We start from the raw sequence: 19,919 nt of genomic DNA, 5'->3' as shown, positions 1-19,919 counted from the left end.
GATGTAACCGTTCTGCTGCGGCTTACCCGGGTCGATGTAATGCCATTCGACCTTGTTGTCGTTCGCCCATTTCAGGATCGCCTTGCTGGTGAACTCGGTGCCATTGTCCGAGACTATACAGGCAGGTTTTCCAAAGACCCTGACCAGCGCGTCCAGTTCCCGCGCAACCCGTGCGCCGGAGATGCTGGTGTCGGCAATCAGGGCAAGGTTTTCGCGGCAGTAATCGTCGTTGACCGCCAGGATGCGGAACTTACGACAGACCCCAAAGGTGTCCGAGAGGAAGTCCAAGGACCAGCGCTGGTTCGGGCGCAGTGGCACCGGCATCGGTGTGCGACTGCCTCTCGCCCGTTTGCGGCCACGACGGCGACGCACCGACAGGCCTTCCTCGCGCTAAATCCGGTAGAGCTTCTTTTCGTTCATCACCATGCCCACACGTTCCAGCAGGACTCCAATGCGCCGATACCCAAACCGGCGACGCTTCTCGGCGATCTTGTTCATTTCCAGACGGATCTCCGGGTTGTCGGGCGGATGCTCGCGCCACACGGTCTTGGGACCCGCACCGATCAGGACGCAGGCCCGGCGTTGAGAGATCGGATGACCCTTCATCGCCCGCAGCACCGCGTCCCGCCGTTGCACCGGCGTCGTCAGGGCTTTCCCAGGAGGTCCTTCAGAACGACGTTGTCGAGCATGACATCCGCCACCAGGCGCTTCAGCTTTGCGTTCTCTTCCTCAAGCTGCCTCAGCCGTTTGGTGTCTGACAAGTCCATCCCGCCATACTTGGCCTTCAGCTTGGAGAACGTCGCAGGGCTGAGGCCATGCTTGCGGCAGAGCTCAGCCGTCGGCAAGCCTGCCTCCTGCTCTTTGATCATCCCGATAATCTGCGCTTCCGTAAAACGGCTTCTCCTCATGTCGTCTGCTCCTTCAGAGTTGGGTAGGCTCTACATCAGACTGAGGGAACTTTCGGGGAGCAGGTCAATCGGAATGCTCCTTCCTGTCCTACCGATACCCGCAACAATAGCCGCAGTTGGGTGGGAAAGCAGTTCATCCCATTAGGTCAATCCATCGTGCCGAAGACCGGACGCCGAGCAGATAACTTGTGACATCTTTGGAGGATCCAAGGTATAAAGGACCGAAGGCCGGATGGAATTTGCTGCGCTTTGGATCGGCTGCGGGTGTTGAATGGTACTGTCCGAATAACAATTTGGGTGCGCCCAGACGGATCTGCGGCTTCTTTTCGACAGGGAGGCGTTGCGGGGGCAGCGTTTCGCCCGCAACGGGATGTTGCTTCGGAACGTTTGCATGTCAGGGTGCGAACCGCTGGGCTGGATCTTGCGACGCGCGGCCTCTGGTGCGCGGTGAAGAAGGTTTCGAGGGACGAGATGCGGCAGAAGACGGCCAAGACTAAGACCAGACTGGCGGCACCTCGCTTGGCGCCGACCACGTCGCTTGTTCAGATGATTGACGATGCATTGTTGCTGTTGGAACAGCATGGGCCTGACACGACGGCCCCTGCCGGATCTGGCGAGGAATTGACGAGCCTGTTGGGGCGCTGCGAGGCGTTGCTGGCGCAGCGAGATGCTGCGGTGACCCCCGTTCGGGTGATCCATGGCTTCGTCTTGGCCAAGGACGATCCGCTCGCCGGTCTCCTCACGTGGGCGCCTCGGCTGCGGGTGATCCATGTCAGCAGTCTGGCCTTGCCGATTGCCACTGATCATTTTTCTGACGTTGAGGACCGGGCCCGGGCCGCAGCACTGCGTACCTTGCAGCAGGGCCATACCTTGCGCGGGCTGGATCTGGTGCAGTTGCGCGATCATCAAGCCCGCTATGCGGATACTTTATCGCCAGGCCTGGACCCGATCGTCAGCAGTCCTGACGGGCCCGTGCGCAGTGTTGTCTTGGTCAGGCATCCGCTTTTGTCCTATCTTGAAGCCTTGCCGCGGGGTGCGCTGATATTTCGCCCGGCCACATTGGAGGCCTTTTCGGATCGCTACCTGGCCTTTTTGTCTGACCATGCCGGTTTGCCCCGCATCAGGGTCGAAGAGATCGAGGCGCACCCCGCAACGGGTTTGCGTGACCTTTTTCAGGCGCTGCAACTGCCGATGGCCGAAGGGCTGTTCGCGACCCTGCAGATCGAGGGAGTCGGGCTTGGGCTGCAGGCAGCCAAGGCGGACCGCTCGGGAGTGTTGTTGCGCTATGGCGATGGCACGCCTGCGACAGAAGAACCGCTTGATACGCCATCCTATCGTCGGCTTTGTGAACGGCTGGGCTATGACCCGGATCACCTTCCGCCGGAGCCGGCGCTGGCAAGTTGGGCTGGCATGCCCCATGCCCTGCGGCGCCCCTTGCCGCCCCGCCCGCATGGACGCACATTCAGCCGGTTCCAGGCCTTTCTTCCGCTGATCGCCCGCGTCACCGAAGCGGACGATGCACCGCCCGGCCAGATGGACACCGCAGCCTTGGTTGCGATGGTTGAAGATTGTCTCGGCCATCCGGAGGGGTTCTACGAAGCCCTTGATGACCGACTGCGCTATCTGTCGCATCGCGAGGCCGCGCTGTTGCTGATCGGCTGTGCCGCCCACCATGCCGGGGCAGAGGAAGCCATCCATGCGGTTGGCCTTTTGGCCGAGGCGGCGGATTTCATCGCCCCGGGTGATCGGTCGTTGCGGCTCTTGGCGGCAGAGGTGCTTCTTCGCTTGCGCAAACCCAACCTCGCGCTGGAGATGCTGACGGCAGATGCCCTAGAGGGGCCCTTGGCGCTGGAGCCTGATGCGCGTCGGACCCTGCGTGAAGCTTTGCAGAAATACCAGCCTGTCAATCAAGGCGAGCACGGGCACGCGCTTCTGTTGGCCAAATTCAAGGAAGACCCGCCGCGCCCTCTCGACCGCCCACGCGTGCTGATCGAGATCGGCACCACCCGAGAGCGGGTGCCGGGGCAGGGCTCTACCGAAAAGTTGGCGCTGGCCTGTGCCGAGATGGGCATTGATTTCATCACTGTCGATATGGACCCGCGCAATTCCGCCGTGGCGCGTCGGATGTTCCGCCGCCTGGGTCTGCCTTTCCGGGCCATCAACGCCAAAGGAGAGGATTTTCTCGCCGGTTGGACGGGGCCGATCGACTATTGCTTTCTGGATGCCTACGACTTTGACCACGGCAAGCACAGTGAACTGCGACAAAGCCGGTACGAGGCCTTCCTCGGCAGCCGGATTGCCGATGCCGAATGCCATCAGATGCACCTCGACTGCGCCGTCAGTCTGGTCGAAAAACTCAGCCCGGATGGGGTGATATGTTTTGATGACACCTGGACAGACGACCACGGCGCCTGGACCGCCAAAGGCACCACCGCCATGCCCTATCTGCTGTCGAAGGGTTTCAAGGTCATCGAGTCCCGCGACCGCGCCGCCCTGCTGGTTCGGGGCTGATCCATCATGATTGACATGGGAAAGGCATGGTGACCTTTCCCATGGGTTTCTAGTTCTGGCCGGCCCAGATAAGGGCCTGGTCGCCGCCCAGTTTGGAATCGTTGAGCGGGGCATATTTCGTGGCGAGTTGCTGCATCGTGTCGCGGTCCGCTGCCTTGTCGAAGGTCAGGTAAGGGATGGCCCAAGCCACCTGAAATCCGTCGATCTTGTCCGATCCGTCAAAGAAGGTCTGTGTCTTGCCGGTGATCGCCGCGGTGGCTGCCCCGGTGTCCAGATCGGCCACCGCAAAACCAATCACCCGGCTGAGGGCATTGTTGCAGTTGCCCTGCACGTCGACCCCTTTGCGTTCCAACAGAAGTGCCGTCACGACCAGAGGGGCGATGGCATGAAGTTGGTACTTCAGGGCAAATTTTCCGCGCGTCATTTCCTGTGGCAAGGAGCCGTCATCGGCGGCGCTGCACAGGACATAGCCTTCCGACCATTCGGCCCAGGCCCGCAGCGTCGCGTCATCCAGAATATCGGCGGCTGCGGCTCCGGCCAGCGCCGCCCAGGCCCGAAGGTTGCCTTTGCGCGCCTTGTCGGGGGCATCGGTCTCCCAGAACGACGTCTGGCTTTGCATCAGTCCGGCAAGCCAGGGCTTGATGGTGGCGACGTCGTCAGTCCGGCTGGTGTGGGGCAGAACCTGCAGCAAGACCAGCCCGAAGCCCGCGATGCGCGCACCGATGGTCAGGTTGGCGGTCGGGGATTGCAGATCGGTCAGGGCTCCGGCTTCGGCCCAGACGGCGATCTGGCTGACCACGCAATCAGAGATCGCCTGCTGGTCGGCGCCCGACTTGAAGACGCCATTGGCGGTGGTGGTCAGATCTCGCAAGAAGTCATCGACCGGCGCAAGGGCCTTGTCAGCCTCGGCGTCGGCCTTTGGGTCAAGCTCGGACCGGGTGACGCTGTCGGCCTGATAGCGGCTGCCATAATCCAGATTGACCACAGGATCGGGTGCCTGTTTGCAAGTCGCGGCAACGGCGGGCGCCAGCCAGAAGGCTGACAGGGCGCTGATCAGCGCAAAAGACAGAAGACCCGTATGTTTCATTTCGATTTGCCAATCCTCAACAGTCGCGCAAGGTCGCGGGCTTGCAGGTTGCCGGCCTGATCCGCCTGATCAAGCCAGGTCAAAGCGGCAGACTGGTCCTGCGGAACGCCAATTCCGTAAGCCAGATCATAGCCATACTCGGCCATCGCCGTCACATTGCCGCCTTCCGAGGCCTCTTTCAGCCAACGGGCCGAGGTTTCCAGATTTGCCTCGGTCTTGGCGGCATCGCGCAGCAGAAGGGCGTATTCCAGCTTTGCGTTGACATCACCACGCTGGGCCGCCTTCTGGAACAGATCGCGCATGTCGATCTTTTGTTCCAACAGATCGCGGACCGCGGGATCGGTTTTACGGTAGATGCTTAGCACCCAATCTTCATCCGCCGACCCGCCATGGCTTAGCAAGGCCGCCAGATGGTCAGCCGCGGCCTTTGGATCATAGGTCTTCAGGTCAGGGTCAGCGGTCAGGGCGAACAGATTGCGCTCGGCCGAGGCATCGCCTTCGGACTGATTGCGCTGAAAGACTTCCAGCTCGGTGGGCGCGCTGCCGGTCTTGAAGGCTTCGATCTGCCAATCGGTCAACCCCAGTTTGCCCAGCACGTTGCCATTCTCGAACGTCATGCCAATCTGGCGCCAGTGCAGGGTCAGGTCGGCCTGTTGCAGCGTGGCATAGGCTTCGCCCAGCTCGTCGGTATCCTTGGTCGTGCAGTTCATCAAGGAGACGGCGCGGTCAATGTAGTCCTTCGCCTTATCCTCATCGACGTAAGGAATGGCGAACATCAGCGCAAGAAAGTCGCCGCGATCTTCGATGGTCTGGGCGAACTCCTTGTAGATCTCTTCGGGGGGCGTCGTGGCAGCCAACAGCTGGGCTTTCAGCCGGATCGATGCCCCTTCGCCCCGGTTTCCCGCCTTGGTCAGAAGGCCAATGATCTCATCGCCAAGGTCAGGGTTGCGTGACAGATCGTCCGTCAGGATCACCGCAAGGTCGAGGGCGCTGGTCACACCGTTGTTAAGATAGACCCGCCGCATCAGTTCAATTGCCAGATCCCGCTCTGCCGGGTTGGTGGTCAGGGCGAATTCCAGCTTGGCAAAGTCTTCCAGCGCTTTGTCCGAACCATCGGTCCGGTTGGCCCAAAGCCGGTGCGAGTCTTCACTGGCCATCGGGTCAAGCTGCACCTTTTCCAGATAGTTCGACAAGGATTGCGGGTGACCGCCCAAGGCCTGCGATTGCAGTTGCGCCAGCTTTTCGGGTTGTTTGTAAGGGTCAAGCGAGATGAGGTCAGTCGGGGTCAGTTCGACCGGCGCCTCTTCGGTGGCCTTGTAGTTGGCTTCCCACAGATTGGCTTCTGCCAGCAACGGCGCATCAGGGGCCTGACAGCGGTACAGCGTGTTCAGGTCATCCATCGCCGAGGCCGTTCCATAACGGGCCACGACATCCATCAGAAGGTTGACCGCGCGGTTCAGCTTCAAAGGCTCGCTGCGGTAACGCATCAGTTTGTGGGCCAGAAGCTGCATGCCTTCCGCATCGTGGCGCTTGGCGGCTTCTTCCAGATAGGTCATCGCTTCGGCCTCGCCGGCCCATTCGCCTTTGCGGCCCAGCACTTCCTGCGCCAGCGCAGTGAACACAAAGCCTGGGGCGGTGTCGAACCTGATGACCTCTCGCAGGTATTGCAGATAGGGGCTGTCGGTGGAAACCTCTTGTGCGTCCAGCTTCACGGCCAGCCGGAAATAGGGCGACAAGGACGGGCGGCTGCGCCCGGTGTCCGCGCTGAAATTGAAGCCAAGGATCTGGCGCAGGGTGTCCTCGTCCACCTTGCCGGCGATCTTGATGCGGTTGGCCTGATTGGCGTCCACCATGATGCCACGCTTCACCGCCAGCTGCAGATAGTGCAGCATCTCGGAGTTGTCCTTCTGGGCGGCGTTGGCGTCCAGATGGTACTGCACGATCCACCACGCCGCCTTGGCCCCGCCCAGATCAGCGGCGAACTTGTACCAGGCATAGGCGATGTCCGGGTTGCGGGTCAGCAGATCGCCGCTCAGGTATTTGTCGGCGATCCGTCCGGCATGGTCGCAGATGGATGGGTTCATCTGCCCCAGCATCCCTCCCAGGGCCAGCGTCATCGTCAGGTCCAGCGGGGCATCCCATCCGTCGATGGGGGTGCCATCCAGTTCGTCCCGCGCCACGATGAACAAGGCATCCGGGTTGCCGCCAAAGGCGGAGTCGCGGATCAGGCTGTTGGCGAAGGGAATGTCCTGCGCCACGCCGATCCCGTTGAGGTAGTAATTCGACAGGGCGAGCTTTTGCACGTTGTCGAACTTGGTGCCGCTGTTGCGCAGGGTGTCGATCAGCTTGTCGGTCTTCAATTGGTCAATGCGCCCGGCTTCGACGTAAAGCTCGATCTTGGCCAGGTCTTCGTCAGTGGGCGAGAAGCTGGGGTCCAGCTTCGCCCGCCAGTCCAGCAAGGTCACGATGAAGTCGAACCAGCGATTGGGGTCCGAGGATTCCAGCGACCGGATGTCATGCATCAGGAACTGAAGGCGCAAGGCATCGGTCAAAGCGCCGTCGCCGGGAACCGCAGACAGGTCGTTGGCCGGAGCATCGACCGCATCCTTGTTGCAGATCTCCTGCGGTTTGACCTTGGGCGGCATGAACGACAGGTCGATGGTCTTGGCGAAAGCCGGTGCCACGCTCAGGCCCAGGCCGAGGACCAGGGCCGAGGCGACAGAAAGGAAAGGCCGCTTCATCTTTGATCCCCTAGTTAAAACAGGCCATCACACGCGGCGCATTCCCCAAGGGAACGTCCAGCGTGATTGCGACCGACTGCACGCCTGTCGGCCAAAGACCCGACATCGGCATGTAAAACCGCCCGGTCTTGACCTGATCCTTGTTGCGGAAAATGCTTTTGGTGCGCACCAAGCCATTGCTGGCGGCAAAGTCGAACTGCGCCTGCGACGCCGGCGCACCGCTGGCATCGACAAACAGGGTGTAGTTCTGCCCCGCATCCAGCGAGGTCAGATCCGCCACCACCGAATTGGTTTGCAGGTTCACACTGACGGGCAAAGGAACCCGGCAATTGTCACCGGCTGCCGCGATCAATTCGGCAAAGGGCTGGTCGCCAAAGCTGGCAAGGCTTTCGTTGATCGGGTTGGTCCAGACAAGGAAGGCTGGTCTGCCGTCTTGAAACGCGCTGGAGGTGAGGTAGGACGATATTGCGGCAAACCCGCCGCCCTGCGGCACCTCGTAGGACGAGGTTTCAAGCCCCGTGGCCTTGGCGACGAACCCGGCAAGGTTGGCGACCGGGTCGCCATCAATCTCGGTGCCGACAATCGCCACGCGGGCGGTGTTGCCGGTATTGCCGAAGATGGTGTTGTCCTTTGCCGCCCCCCCAGAGGCCCGGCTGGAAGAATAGGCATCGGTTTCGGCCAGCGGCAGGGGGACAAGACAGTGCCGCTGCATGGCGCTGCGCATGGCGCTGTCAATGCTCACCTTGCCAGCAGGGCTGGTGTCAAAGCGGCCCTTGGGCAAATCGGCATATCCCGGCGCCTTGGCGATCACGGCGGCGATTGCCTTTGCCTCGCGCGCGGCGCCAGCCGAGGTCATGCGGTAGTCGGTGGCAAAGAAGGATGGACCGTCGGTCAGGGGCGCACGCAAGGCCAGACGCGCATCCGCGGTCTGGACGCCGCGCTTTTGCAGTTTCTTGATGTCCTCCAGATAGACCGTTGTCGCCGTGTTGACATCAAACCCATAGTCCCGCGCCGCCTGCGGCAGTTGATCTGGCATGGCCAGGCTTTTTGTCGGAACCGGGACATAGATCAACGTGGTCCCCAGCTTGGCCAGGGTCGTCGACAAGGCAGCGATCTGGTCAGCGGTCAGGTCCGAAAAAGGGTTGAACATCTGCATGTCGGGCAGCACCCGGTAGAAGATGCCGTCGGTGCCCTCGATCGCAGCGGTCTTCTGCTGGCTGTCCAGGCCGGTGCAGTTATAGGCCGACTGCGCCGCGCCGATCGAGGGGCAGATCAGGGTCAGCAGGGCTGACACACAGAAGGATGCGAGCCGCGTCATTGTTTAACCGTCATCAAAGTACCATCGCTTGCCAGCAGGCTGGCGAGGGTGTTCGCCGTGGCCTGTATTTGAGGGTCGTCCGAAGCTTGCGCCAGTTTCAGGAAATGTTGCGCCAAGGTGACGTCGGCAGCCGACCTGTCCGGCTTTTGCAGCAAGATTAGGGCCAGCCGCAAAGACGCTCGGCCATCCTTGTTCTTTTCACCCAAGAGGGCGATGTGGTCCTGGGTGGCCTTTGTCATCTCGCCAAACAGTTTGTCCTTGCCGGTCAGGTCAATGATGCCATCCAGCGCCACCGAGTTTCCCGCCCAGGCATAGGGATACAGCACGGCGGCATAGGCTTTCTTGCGCGCCGGGGGTTCAGTCGCGGGGTCTATCTTGTGCAGGGCGTCGATCACGGCAGGCAATGGCCAGACCCGCCCGGTGCCAAGCGCGATGGTGCCATAATAGGCGATATCCGAGGCGCTGGCGGTGCTGTTGGTGGCCGTCAGCAAATGTTCATACCTTTCAGCGGCAAGACCGTCGCCATGGTCGGCCAGCCCGCGCAACTCGTCAGGGGTCACAGGCTTGTTTGCCATCATCCGCTTGCGGGCATCTCGCAGGGCTGGGGTGGGAAGCTTCTTGGTCGACGTCAGACCCTTGGTCACCACAACGCTGATCAGGCGGTGGGTCTTGTCGGCGGGAACGGCGATCGTGATGGCCTCGGCCTGAGCCATGCCGCCCAGCCCAAGGCAAAGGGTCAGCGCCATGGTGCAAAGGCGAAACTTCGTGGGAAAGGTGGCCATTGCGCGGTGCCTAACTTCAGTTCGAACAGGTCGTCTTGGGCGGATCACTTTTGACCGCATCCGACGCAATCAGGACGATGGGCTTGGTGCCGTGCAAATCCAGCGCCACCGACCGGTACTGGGCGGTCAGATCACCGCTGAGAAACTGCGGAAACTGCTGGGTGAAATCATTGGCGTCCAGATAGATGCTTTCACCGATGGCACCGGCCAGGCCCGATCCGTTGGCGGCAAGGACATTCTTCGCCAGCCAGGTCTGCGCGCCCTTCTTCTGGCCCGAAACCCAGATCCCGGCGCTGTGGTTGGACAGGATCGTGTTGCCGTCGATGTGCGACTCCAGACTGTCGCGCACTTCGATGCCTTTTTGCGTGTTGTCCACCACCAGATTGCCGGTGATCTTTTCGCAATCTGAATTGGACACTGCAATGCCGCCGCCGTCGCGATGCCAGATGACGTTGTGCGACACCAGCGCCCCGCTGCTGTCCTTGCCTATCAAGATACCGGCGTGCTTGCCGCCCAACATGACATTGCCCTCGATCACGGCACCGGTAGAGCCGTCAACAAGGCGGATCGCATTGGTCGGCATCGCGCCTGAGAACAGGTTGGACCGGACCGTGGCATTGGTGCTGTGCGACACCACGATCGAGCCGCCACGCATGTCATTCAACCGATTGCCTTCGACAACGACGTCATTCGCCCCGTCGACGGCGACACTGACAAGGTCTTCAAACCGGCTGCCCTCGATATGGTTTTGCCGATCCGCCTGATGCAAGATCCCGCGCATCACCGAAAAGCCCGAAAACGTCAGGCTGGTTCCGTACCCGAGGTGATAGATATGGGCATTCTTGACCACGACCGAACCGCCGTCTGCCGTTGTCACGAAGGGCATGAACGACAGGCTGGCGGGGTTGGGATCGCCCACGCTGAAGATCGCGGCGCCGTTCACGTCCAGATGGCCGAAATTCGTCATGAACGCCCCGGTGCTGCGGTTGAAGGCGATCTGATCGCCGGGACCAAGGGTCAGGCCAGCGCCGGACCAGATGATCAGCGGCACGTCAAATTGCAGCACGCCACTTTGCGAAACGGCCTGCAACTGGTTCTCCTGCAGCAGGCGGCGCAGATCGGCGATATTTGCAGTGCCCTTGCGCAGGACCAGCGCTTTCAGGTTCGGATTGGTCTGGGCCGCCAGCACGTTGAAGGTGCCGTCCGGGCCATAGGATTGCGACAGCATGGTCACCGCAAGTCGCAGGTCCAGACTTTGCCCTTCCACCGGAATGGGGGCTGCGGGCGCTGCAGCCGGTTGAATGAACGTCAGGGCGGGCTTGTCGGGCGTGGCATAGGGTGAAAGACCAGCCTTTTGCACCAGTACAATGGCCGAAAGCGGCGCCGTGGATGCGTCGGCCAGCGCGGTCTGCAGGCTTTTGAACAGGACGCGCATGGCATCGGTCTGCTCATCCTGACGGGCCTGGGCGGGCAGGGCAAAAGAAACGACACATGCGACGGCTGAAGCCAGCCGTCGCATGTGGGTGCGCGCAGAGGTCAGTCTGCCGTATGTGGGCCTGAATCTAGGCATATAGAGCCACGACCTGCGCCGTCTCAGGCTCGGTTGCCACGACGATATCGGGTTGGTTCAAGATCAGCAGAACCACCTCGGCCTCGGTCGCGCTGGCGTTGTACAAGGTGGCCGCCGTTTCGCCCTGCAGATCGGTGCGCTGCCCGGTGTGCAGCAGCGAGAAGGACAGCGACGTCGAAAGGATGACCTCGCCCGACGCGATCAGGACTTCGCGGTGGCTGCCGCTGGCCAGATCCAGGCTGGCGCCCGCCGAAATCCGCGCTGTCTTGATTTCAAGCCCGGCGGATTGGAACAGGGCGTCCGAAGGCTTCTTCAGCGGTACCGAGGCTGCGGGTGCCGCCGCGAGGTGCTTTTCAGCCTCAACCCGCTTGCCGGCTTTAAGATATTCGGCAACTTTCTTGACGCTCTGGCAATGGCCAACACGGGTCACCAGCAAAGCATCCGGCGTGTCGATCACGATCACGTCCTTCATGCCCACGACAGTGACCAGTCGCGAGGTCGAGCGCACCATGGAGTTCGTCGTCTCAACCGCGATCACGTCACCTTGCAGCACGTTGCCCTGATCGTTGGATTTCGAGATGCCGTACATCGCAGTCCAGGATCCGACGTCGCTCCAGTTCACATCAAGGGGCGCCATCGAAATGCGGTTGGTGCGTTCGAAGACCACGCTTTCGGTCGGGCCAGCGAAGGTCTGGCCGAAGAAGTCGGGGTTCAGCTCCAGTCCGTCGGCGGCCAGGATACCTTGGTTGACGGCCTGCTCCACCAGATCGGCTGTGGCTTTGTCAAACTTGCGGTATTCCTCGATGATGGTGCGGGCGGCGAACATGCTGATGCCCGAGGCCCAGTAGGCGATGTTGCTTTCCACCAAGAGGCGGGCCTTGCGGGTCGGGGGCTTTTCGACAAAGCGGTCAACCTTGCGCAGTCCTGGGAATTCGATGAAGGGACCGCCGTCGGTGATGTACCCGAACCCGGTTTCGGCATAGCGCGGCTTGATGCCGAAGGTGATGATCTGCCCGGCCATGGCGGGCAGGCGCATCGCCATGATGGTAGAGTTGAGGTCACCTTCGATCACATGGTCTGCCGGAATGACGACCATCAGCGCATCGGGGTTCTTTTCCACAAGATGGAATGCCGCTGCCAGAACGGCCGGGCCGGTGTTGCGGCCCATCGGCTCGTGGATCACATCCGCCTTGCAGTGGATTTCAGCCAATTGGGCCGCAATCGTTTCGCGGTGCCGGATCGCCGAGACAATGACCGGCGCCTGATACCCTTGACCACGATGCCGTTCAACCGCCGACTGAAAGAAGGTCAGCGAATCCGCTTCCCCCACTTTCTGGAATTGCTTCGGGCTCTGCGTCCGCGACACCGGCCACAGACGCGTGCCGTTACCGCCACAGATGATCAATGGGTAAATGTTGGTCATGATTTCTCCGGTAATTGAGGGGATGAGCCTCCAAACCAGGTCTTGGACAACCGCAAAGTTGCGGATTTGCCGATGTCATCTTTTCCCAAGGCGCCGTCCGGCGGGATCAGATCGACCGGAACGAACAGATCGCCCCGAAGTGCTGCGGCATTGGTCGCCGATGTCGCGACGACCTTGACCGGAATGGTCCGCCCGTCGTTCATATCGAGATATGCCGCATCTCCACTCATCGCTTTAGCCAGACCCTCGATGCTCATTTGTGTTTCCACATTGATCTCGGTGGTGGAGCCAAAGAATGATAAAATCGTGTCAAAAGGAAGAACCGTTGATCCTTCAAAAATTCCTTTCGTTACTTGGACTTCGCAGTCGCAAGGCAGTTGAAAACTCAACACGTCGCCCGTGTTGGAATTGATCGAAAACACGACTTCGCCCTTTTTGGCGTTCGGGTTGAGCATGGCAACCTGACCCGCCGCAGTGGCCTTCATGTCATTGCCAAGACGCTCAACAAAAACGGGGCGCGATTCGTAGCTTTGCGTGTAGCGATTGTACATGATCTTGCTGGCACCCAGGATAAGGGCCAGGGACACAAGGGCAACCGAGATGCTGCGGATGCGGAATTTCGCAGATGCGCCATCGGCCGGCCGGGCAATCTTGGGCTGCGTCGGTCCGGAATAGGCCATCATCCCGCCCATCGAGACGAAATCCCCGGCGATATAGCTGTTCAGGATATAGCGCAGCTGGGGCAGGTGGGCGCCCGCGGGGTCAAGAAATTGCAGCGTCATCTCGCCATCGCGGCGCGAACCGGCCACCACCACCTCGGGGTAGATCGAGACGGAAAAGCCCTGGAAATCGAACTGCAGCCGCACGAACTCCTTGTGGCCCTTCCATTGCGGGTCCAGCACGCCGTCAATGGCAACATAGGCCGCGGTCACCGAAATCTCGACGCCGTCCAGCTTGTACTCGCCAAACTGTGCCTTGAACGGGATGGGCATCACCGGGTGTTCGGTTTCAAAGGGAAACTCGGGGGTCATCACCACCGCTTCGGAGGCGTCGTCCACAGGTGCGACCTTGGAGGTAGGTCTTGCACCATTTGTGGCATCTGACGGCGCGGACCGGCCCGGAGCGGGCGTAACATCTCGTTTGATCTCGCGCGGGGCGGAGAAGGGATCACTCATGGTGGTTCCTTTATGCGATGAACCTGCGTTCATATTTTTGACACCATGATCACGGCGATCATCAGCCAGGCGAGAGCGAGGGCGTGGTGTACGGACGATTCAAAAGCCGCCATGCGCTGCGACAGGCTTAGTTTGGGCCCGGTATCCGCCGCGCCCTGGCGGGTCCATTTCTGCTTGTCGAGACGGAACAGGACGAAGATCTTGACTGATGCTCCGGCGATCTGCCCGAAATACAGGATGAACGGGTGGGTGATCGGGAACCAGGTTCCGCGGAACAATGAGACGACGATGCAGAAGATGTAGCGCGTGGTCATGACCCAGGCGATGTAGATCGGCACCACGGTAAAGCTGTGGAACGCCGCTGACAGCAGAACAGAGGTTGGACCGACCATGGTGGTCCACATTGACACGCGTTGGTCCAGGATCGACCACCAGGTGAAGAAACCAATGTCGCGCGGCCCAAGGGCGATGGCGCGGCTGTTGGTGCGCATCATGTTGCCGAACCAGCGCGTCATCAGCGTCTTGGCGCTGTCATAGAAGGTTGGACGCGGCTGGGTCTCCATCGAGACAGACTGCACATCGGGCAGATAGCACATCTGATAGCCGTTCTTCAGCAGCCAGAACCAGGTGGATTTGTCATCGCCGGTCAGGAACTTCACGTGGCCAAGGCGCCAGTGGTCCAGATAGTCGTAAAGCACGCCGGTGACGAAATCCGGGTTGGTTGCAAGGTCAGCGCGAAATACCGACATGCGGCCTGTCAGGGTGAGCACGCGGTTTGAAATCCCCATCGACGACATCATCACCTGACGCTGGTTGAAGCGCAGGATGAACCAGTCGCGGAACAGGTTCTTCTTGTGGATGACGATGCCTTCGTCCGTGGTCAGGGCCCCGACCTTGGAGTTGGTGAACATGGGCGCCGACTGTGCCACGATATCGGCGGGCACCATGGTGTCGCCATCGACGAAAATGCAGATGTCGCGCGCGGTCGGACATTGCGCCGCGATCAGGCGCAAGGTGCGGGCCATGGCATCGCGCTTGCCGTTCGACTCGATCCGGTCCAGCACCAGTTTGACCCGCGACATGTCATGCCGCGACGTCTCATAGATCCGGCGGATCAGGCGTTCATCGGCACCATCGACCACCGATGCCACGATCGTTGCACCATCCCGTGCGTTGGACGCCGCCAGAAACAGCGCGCGGTAGCAATCGATCGTGGTTTCCCGCGCCACCATATAGGTGGTGACAAGGAAGTAGGCATGGCAGGGGGCACCGCGCGCGGCGAAGCGCGCGAATGCCTTGGCTTTGCGGCGGGGGTAGACAACCTTGACGTACAGGACCGCCCGCGTGAAGTTGATTGCCGCCCAAGTGTACCGCCATGTTCCCAGAAACCCCAGAACGAGGATCGTGTTCGTGGCTTTGTGATCCGCTCCCAATGCGCCCTTGGGGACAAGGGAGATCATAAGGAGAATGATGGCAAAATATGCCGCGTGGGTGAGCAATCTGACCATGTGCCCTTACCAGCAGATGCCCTGATAGTTGCCATCCGACACCATGTCGCGCTTCATCCGCGTCAGGTCCAGCACCGGTCGTGTCTTGGCGGCGGCTTCCAGCGTCGCAATGGAGCCCTTGTAGTAGTTGCCCACAAGGATCGCGCCGTTGTCGTTGATCATCTGGTCCAGGCTTTCGACCATGCGGTCTTTCAGGTCCGGGATCACATCATTGCCGCGGCCGGCAGTCGAGTTGTTGTTGGCATAGGCCTCGAACACATAGGGGTCGTAGATTTCCACCCCCACGCCGTTCTTGATCAGACGTGCGGCCAGTTCCGCCAGCGGGCTTTCGCGCAGGTCATCGGTGCCGGGCTTGAACGAGATGCCGACAAAGCCAACCTTCTTGGCGCCAGACGCTTCGATCATGCTTTCAGCACGCTGGATCTGCGCCTCGTTGGCTTCGATCACGGCGTTCAGCAAGTGGGCCGGGGTGTTGTTGGTGGCCGCCAGGTGGCGCAGGGCGCGAACGTCCTTGGGCAGGCACGACCCGCCGAAGGCGAAGCCCGGGCGCATGAAGTACTTGGACATGGCCACCTTTTCGTCCGAGCACAGGATTTCCATCACCGTCTGCCCGTCAAGGCCAGCCGACTTTGCGATGTTGCCAATCTCGTTGGCGAAGGTCACCTTGACCGCGCGCCAGGTGTTGGAGGTGTACTTCACCATCTCGGCCGTGCGCAGGTCCACCACGTGGATCTTGCAGTTCAGCATGTCATTCAGCGCGGTCAAGAAATCTGCCGTCGGCTTGTCCATCGCGCCGAACACGATCAGGCCCGGATCGTAGTAATCTTCGATCGCGGTGCTTTCGCGCAGGAATTCCGGGTAATAGCCGACACCGAAGTCCTTGCCCGCCACCTTGCCCGATTTGCCTTCCAGTGCCGGAATGCAGGTGCCCTCGCAGGAGCCGGGAACGATGGTCGAGCGGATCACGACCGAGTGGTATGCGGGCTTGTTGGCCAGCGCTGTACCAATGTTCTCGCACACGCCGCGGACGTACTTCAGACCGACCGAACCATCCTCGGCAGAGGGGGTGCCCACCGCGATGAAGGACGCGTCGGTGTTGTCGATGGCATATTGCACATCATTGGTGGCCGTCAGCCGACCCGCCTTCACAACTTCGGCAATCAACGCGTCAAGACCGTTCTCGACAATTGGGGAAAGCCCGTCATTGATGGCCTTGATCTTGCCGGGGTCCACATCCACGGCGATGACCTGATGCCCGTCCTTTGCCAAACACGCAGCCGACACCACGCCGACATAACCAATGCCGAACACACTTATTCTTGCCATTTTCTGCCTCTTTTGCTCGATCGTTTGTTTTTTCTTTTGAACTTACGCGCACAGATTGTTCTTTAGAAGGAAATTTACTCCACGATTCAATGCTTTCGAGATGAGAGTGCCAAAAGTGCTACACTGCGCTTTTCATGTTCCTAAACTGCTGCAAATGCTTGCACAGCAAAGTGACGCGAATGTTTCAGGGTCTCGCCACAAAAAAGCCCGAATCGTTCTTTTTCGCCCGCCAGAGATCGGAAGTGCTTGTCGCGCAACGGCGCGCCCTTGACCGTTTCGATGCCATCCGTCAAGAACAGCGCTAATGAACTGGGCGCGCGGCAGGCCGTGCGGCAGATGGCCTATGCCGGATGCCCGTCTCTGGGAGTGATCAAGTTGCGGTTTCTGATTTTGTGCACATTGGCGCTGGGTATATTGTTCGGTTGCGGCCAGGTCATCACGATCTCTTTGCCGGGTGGTGCGCCTACCGCTGCCGCGCTGCGCAGGGATGGCGCGCTGCCGCGCTTTTATGAACGCTTCCTCAGCCCGGCCACCTACAACTTCCGCTACTCTTGGCCCGGCGAACCGGTGCGGCGCGGCGATGTCAGCGAACGCTTTGAACTGCGCGACGGCGATTGCGTCGATCCCGATTGCAAGAACGGCAGGCTGCGCGCCGAAGTGGGCGAGGCGAACATGGCCGTGACCGGCCACGTCGGCCAGGACATCTGGTATGGCTGGAGTTTTTACAACGACACAATGGGGGCTGTGACCCATGACCAGTCGGTTGGCCTTGTCATGGGGCAGTGGAAGCTGGCGGGCGACCAGCCGCCTGCCTTTCGCATCGTGCAGACAGCAAAGGGCGATCTGAACTGGTCCAAGTGCGATCCGACCGTCTGCAATCGAGACAGTTCCGACAAGGAAGACGTGGTCGCCGAACTGGAGAATATGAAGGTCGCCAGCAACTGGGGACCGGCGCAGAATTACGGCGATGTCTGCAGCCTGTTCAGCATGGCTGACATGAAGGGAAAGTGGGTTGATATCGTGGTCAACACGAATTTCTCGGCCAATACCGACGGCTATCTGCGGATCTGGATCAACGGTGCGCTGAAATGCAACTACTCGGGGCGGATGGTCTGGGGCTCCTCGATGGTGATGGATGGCGCTCCGCTGATCCATCGTCGCGGTTTGTTCGCCAGCTACACCAAACCCTGGCGCACCAAGCAGGGCGGGGCGGCGATCCCGACGATGGTGGCCTATTATGACGAGTTCATGTCGGGCCACTTGCGAACCGACGTCGACACTCTGGCACGCGAGACGGCGGGCCTGCGGCCCAAGGACTGAGGTTCAAGCCTCGATTTGCCCCTAAATGGCGCCCCAGTTGGGCGCCTTTTGCATTTTGCGCCTTTGATCTGAAGTAAAGCGACCTTGTGTCGCTGCTTTTTGAAAGTTGCATAGGCAACCGATATTGACGGGCGGCCCTCGACGATCGACCAGATTCACCGCGTCGCCGATCACTGCAAGGACGCCAAAGGGACGGTGAAGATCAACTCCCACATGCTCCCCATGGATCTTGTTCGGGCGGTTGCCGGCGATCATGTGCCCTCCACCCACGAACCCGACCCTTCCATGCATCAGTTCCAAAATGCGGGAAACGGCAACGCACTGGCCTTCTTCGAACTGTCCACCCTAACGACCACCGCATGAGCCGTGCTTGCCCGGATCCGGCGGAAGAAGTTTCCCTCAAACGCCTGGATGCCGTGAAATGGCACATGCGGGACGAGTGGAGCCGCACCAAAAAGGCCCCCCAGCACGCCTGCTGGCCGGACGCCAAGCAATGGCGCAAGACTTGCGTCGAGGCCTAAGAGGCGCAAGACCTAAAGCTAGCCCGTCTTCCCTTGTCGCTCCTCGCCCAAGAACACGGCACCAAGATCCGCTGTCCAGTTCTGGGGATCGGCGCAGGTCTCGTTGACCTGACCGCAGCCCCGGATTTCGCCGCCCGGGGCTTCCCGGTTCGGGTCTTGGACATCACTGACACCGTCTCGATCGGCAGCCGTGCGGTCTGCTTCGCGAAGCGCCGGCTGGAGGGGGGGACCGTCTGGGTGTTGCCGCCAGCCTGATCGAAAAGGGCATCGGCTGGAAGCCGGGCAGGGACCCCCTTGGCGACCGGCTGGCCTATCAGTTCGACCTGCTTCCGGAAGGCGGCCACGCATGGCCGACCCTCATCAACCTGCAGAAATACAACCTTGAAAAATGGAAGGTTCAGGTCTGCACGGCCCCCCCTGCTTGACCTGCGCTTGAAGCACAAGCTGCGCAGTCTGCGCCAAGCCATCGACCAAGCGATCCTGAGGCCGGCCCCCCGACGGCGTCTTCCCGATCGAGGCCGACTGGGTGGTGGCGTGCGAGGGTGTCAATTCCGACACCCGCAAGATCGTCCGCGCTGACTTCACCGGGCATTCCCTCCAAGACCGCGTCCTGTTCGCCGACATCGTGATGACGGCCAACCTCTCGACCGGGCGCTGGTTCTGGTGCGACCCACGCTTTCCCCGCAACAAATCTGCCCTACGGCCCAAACAGGCCGATGACGTCTGGCGGCAGGATATCCAACTCGGCCGGGACACAAACCCGGAGGAGGAGAATAAGCCGGAAAACGTCATCCCTCGCGTGAAAAGCCTGCTGCGCGACGATGTGGAATTCGAACACGAAGGGGCCACGGTCTCCCAATTCGTTTGCCGTCGCCTTGGAAAGCTCCGCCACCGGAACGAAAGCATTGCCGGTGACACCGCGCATCAGGTCAGCCCCTTCGGCGCATGTGATGCCAGCGCCGCGGTTCAGGATATCGACAACCTGCCGTGGAGGCTGAAACTGATGCGGGACGGCAAGGCACCTGTGACGCTGATCGACACCTCGCACGGGGAAACTGCCTGCGCCGCCGATCACACCCAGAAGTGGTCCACCCGCTCAACCGATTTCATAACACTGAAAATCCCCGCCAAGCACCGCTTCCGCGCTGCGGTTCTGGAACTGGCCGAGGTGGTGGACCTCGCCAAGCCCCTCGTCCACCTAGCCCGCCTGTCGGCGCACGGCCTTGCCAAGACAGCGGTCTGAACTCCCCCAAAGCTGCCCATTTTGCAGGCACTAACACCCTTGCACCTGCTGCGTGGCTGCCGCCATCATGGTGGGCGCTTAACCCGATTGGCTGCTGCACCCGTTGGGCGCGGGCTTCATCCTTCTGTCTTTCGGCCCTGCTAGGGATGTCAAATGGTACGGCATCACCGCCATGGCCCTCATCAGACGCGAATTCGAAGCCAACATGGCAAGGTCGCCGCCGGATATGAGGGTCACTCCGACGGCTTCTTCGAATTTCGCGCGGAAAGCCAGTGCGACATGACCGAGGCCGAGGCGAACCAGTTGAACGCCCGACTTACCCAGAACCTTGCCGGCCACGACGGCGTTCTGCGCCCCGCCATCACACTGGCTGCGGTATCCCGGCGCCGGGCAGGGGGGGGGCACAGCTTTCTTCCAACGCCGTGATGATGATCCTGCCACCGAAAGACTGAAGCCGGGCCGCGCGTGCCCGGCTTCTGCCGTCTT

General features: G+C 60.9%; 15 protein-coding genes and 2 pseudogenes. 6 read left to right on the top strand and 11 right to left on the bottom strand.

Annotated features, from left to right (window positions below):
* Positions 1–908: pseudogene (locus AC1Y2B_RS19695) on the bottom strand (IS3 family transposase); the annotation flags it as partial.
* Between the two features lie 471 nt (positions 909–1,379).
* Between AC1Y2B_RS19695 and AC1Y2B_RS19690 the strand changes: the two are divergent.
* Positions 1,380–3,419, top strand: a complete 2,040-nt coding sequence (locus AC1Y2B_RS19690; RefSeq protein ID WP_482254825.1) for an O-methyltransferase — start codon at positions 1,380–1,382, stop codon at positions 3,417–3,419.
* A 49-nt stretch (positions 3,420–3,468) separates the two neighbouring features.
* Here AC1Y2B_RS19690 and AC1Y2B_RS19685 read toward each other — a convergent pair whose 3' ends face one another.
* The 9 genes from AC1Y2B_RS19685 to AC1Y2B_RS19645 form a co-directional block, all read right to left on the bottom strand.
* Entirely contained in the window at positions 3,469–4,506 is a 1,038-nt protein-coding gene (locus AC1Y2B_RS19685; RefSeq protein WP_482254824.1) for an alginate lyase family protein, read from the bottom strand.
* The gene (locus tag AC1Y2B_RS19680) at positions 4,503–7,247 is read right to left on the bottom strand and encodes a tetratricopeptide repeat protein (protein ID WP_482254823.1); all 2,745 of its coding nucleotides are present in this window, start codon (positions 7,245–7,247) and stop codon (positions 4,503–4,505) included. Before AC1Y2B_RS19680 ends, AC1Y2B_RS19685 begins: the two co-directional genes overlap by 4 nt.
* A 10-nt stretch (positions 7,248–7,257) precedes the next feature.
* The gene (locus AC1Y2B_RS19675; RefSeq protein WP_482254822.1) at positions 7,258–8,565 is read right to left on the bottom strand and encodes an alginate O-acetyltransferase AlgX-related protein; all 1,308 of its coding nucleotides are present in this window, start codon (positions 8,563–8,565) and stop codon (positions 7,258–7,260) included.
* Positions 8,562–9,347, bottom strand: coding sequence for a hypothetical protein (locus AC1Y2B_RS19670; RefSeq protein WP_482254821.1), 786 nt, complete (start codon positions 9,345–9,347; stop codon positions 8,562–8,564). The genes AC1Y2B_RS19675 and AC1Y2B_RS19670 overlap by 4 nt, the downstream gene beginning before the upstream one ends.
* 16 nt (positions 9,348–9,363) lie before the next feature.
* Positions 9,364–10,782, bottom strand: coding sequence for a right-handed parallel beta-helix repeat-containing protein (locus AC1Y2B_RS19665; protein WP_482254820.1), 1,419 nt, complete (start codon positions 10,780–10,782; stop codon positions 9,364–9,366).
* A gap of 127 nt (positions 10,783–10,909) precedes the next feature.
* On the bottom strand, positions 10,910–12,340 hold the full coding sequence (locus tag AC1Y2B_RS19660; protein WP_482254819.1) for a mannose-1-phosphate guanylyltransferase: 1,431 nt from the start codon (positions 12,338–12,340) through the stop codon (positions 10,910–10,912).
* Entirely contained in the window at positions 12,337–13,548 is a 1,212-nt protein-coding gene (locus AC1Y2B_RS19655) for a hypothetical protein (RefSeq protein ID WP_482254818.1), read from the bottom strand. Before AC1Y2B_RS19655 ends, AC1Y2B_RS19660 begins: the two co-directional genes overlap by 4 nt.
* A complete protein-coding gene (locus AC1Y2B_RS19650) occupies positions 13,545–14,975 on the bottom strand; it encodes a glycosyltransferase (RefSeq protein WP_482254817.1) in 1,431 nt (476 codons plus the stop codon). The genes AC1Y2B_RS19655 and AC1Y2B_RS19650 overlap by 4 nt, the downstream gene beginning before the upstream one ends.
* Before the next feature lie 54 nt (positions 14,976–15,029).
* Positions 15,030–16,349 (bottom strand): nucleotide sugar dehydrogenase, encoded by a 1,320-nt coding sequence (locus AC1Y2B_RS19645; protein ID WP_482254816.1) that lies wholly within the window; start codon positions 16,347–16,349, stop codon positions 15,030–15,032.
* Between the two features lie 279 nt (positions 16,350–16,628).
* Between AC1Y2B_RS19645 and AC1Y2B_RS19640 the strand changes: the two genes are divergently transcribed.
* Positions 16,629–17,669: a heparin lyase I family protein gene (locus AC1Y2B_RS19640; protein ID WP_482254815.1), complete on the top strand. Its 1,041-nt coding sequence runs from the start codon at positions 16,629–16,631 to the stop codon at positions 17,667–17,669.
* A 21-nt stretch (positions 17,670–17,690) separates the two neighbouring features.
* Here AC1Y2B_RS19640 and AC1Y2B_RS19635 read toward each other — a convergent pair whose 3' ends face one another.
* Entirely contained in the window at positions 17,691–17,924 is a 234-nt protein-coding gene (locus tag AC1Y2B_RS19635) for a hypothetical protein (RefSeq protein WP_482254827.1), read from the bottom strand.
* On the opposite strand from AC1Y2B_RS19635, the pseudogene AC1Y2B_RS19630 reads away from it, so the two are divergent.
* From AC1Y2B_RS19630 to AC1Y2B_RS19615, 4 genes and pseudogenes are all read left to right on the top strand, one after another.
* Positions 17,814–18,190: pseudogene (locus AC1Y2B_RS19630) on the top strand (hypothetical protein). The gene AC1Y2B_RS19635 and the pseudogene AC1Y2B_RS19630 overlap by 111 nt on opposite strands.
* Positions 18,191–18,223: 33 nt before the next feature.
* Positions 18,224–18,445, top strand: a complete 222-nt coding sequence (locus tag AC1Y2B_RS19625; protein ID WP_482254814.1) for a hypothetical protein — start codon at positions 18,224–18,226, stop codon at positions 18,443–18,445.
* A gap of 256 nt (positions 18,446–18,701) precedes the next feature.
* Positions 18,702–19,433 (top strand): FAD-dependent monooxygenase, encoded by a 732-nt coding sequence (locus AC1Y2B_RS19620; RefSeq protein WP_482254826.1) that lies wholly within the window; start codon positions 18,702–18,704, stop codon positions 19,431–19,433.
* Between the two features lie 153 nt (positions 19,434–19,586).
* Positions 19,587–19,859 (top strand): hypothetical protein, encoded by a 273-nt coding sequence (locus AC1Y2B_RS19615; RefSeq protein ID WP_482254813.1) that lies wholly within the window; start codon positions 19,587–19,589, stop codon positions 19,857–19,859.
* The last annotated feature ends 60 nt before the right edge of the window (positions 19,860–19,919 follow it).

The sequence above is a fragment of the Stagnihabitans sp. genome, assembly GCF_964946895.1.
Note: the sequence above shows the minus strand (reverse complement) of the source record. Positions and strands in the feature narration are given on the sequence as shown.

Bases quoted from the DNA above. Each gene is read 5' to 3' on its own strand.
- AC1Y2B_RS19690 (WP_482254825.1), top strand. From the start codon at position 1,380: ATGCGGCAGAAGACGGCCAAGACTAAGACCAGACTGGCGGCACCTCGC.
- AC1Y2B_RS19685 (WP_482254824.1), bottom strand. From the start codon at position 4,506: ATGAAACATACGGGTCTTCTGTCTTTTGCGCTGATCAGCGCCCTGTCA.
- AC1Y2B_RS19680 (WP_482254823.1), bottom strand. From the start codon at position 7,247: ATGAAGCGGCCTTTCCTTTCTGTCGCCTCGGCCCTGGTCCTCGGCCTG.
- AC1Y2B_RS19675 (WP_482254822.1), bottom strand. From the start codon at position 8,565: ATGACGCGGCTCGCATCCTTCTGTGTGTCAGCCCTGCTGACCCTGATC.
- AC1Y2B_RS19670 (WP_482254821.1), bottom strand. From the start codon at position 9,347: ATGGCCACCTTTCCCACGAAGTTTCGCCTTTGCACCATGGCGCTGACC.
- AC1Y2B_RS19665 (WP_482254820.1), bottom strand. From the start codon at position 10,782: ATGCGCGTCCTGTTCAAAAGCCTGCAGACCGCGCTGGCCGACGCATCC.
- AC1Y2B_RS19660 (WP_482254819.1), bottom strand. From the start codon at position 12,340: ATGACCAACATTTACCCATTGATCATCTGTGGCGGTAACGGCACGCGT.
- AC1Y2B_RS19655 (WP_482254818.1), bottom strand. From the start codon at position 13,548: ATGAACGCAGGTTCATCGCATAAAGGAACCACCATGAGTGATCCCTTC.
- AC1Y2B_RS19650 (WP_482254817.1), bottom strand. From the start codon at position 14,975: ATGATCTCCCTTGTCCCCAAGGGCGCATTGGGAGCGGATCACAAAGCC.
- AC1Y2B_RS19645 (WP_482254816.1), bottom strand. From the start codon at position 16,349: ATGGCAAGAATAAGTGTGTTCGGCATTGGTTATGTCGGCGTGGTGTCG.
- AC1Y2B_RS19640 (WP_482254815.1), top strand. From the start codon at position 16,629: ATGCCATCCGTCAAGAACAGCGCTAATGAACTGGGCGCGCGGCAGGCC.
- AC1Y2B_RS19635 (WP_482254827.1), bottom strand. From the start codon at position 17,924: ATGATCGCCGGCAACCGCCCGAACAAGATCCATGGGGAGCATGTGGGA.
- AC1Y2B_RS19615 (WP_482254813.1), top strand. From the start codon at position 19,587: ATGGTACGGCATCACCGCCATGGCCCTCATCAGACGCGAATTCGAAGC.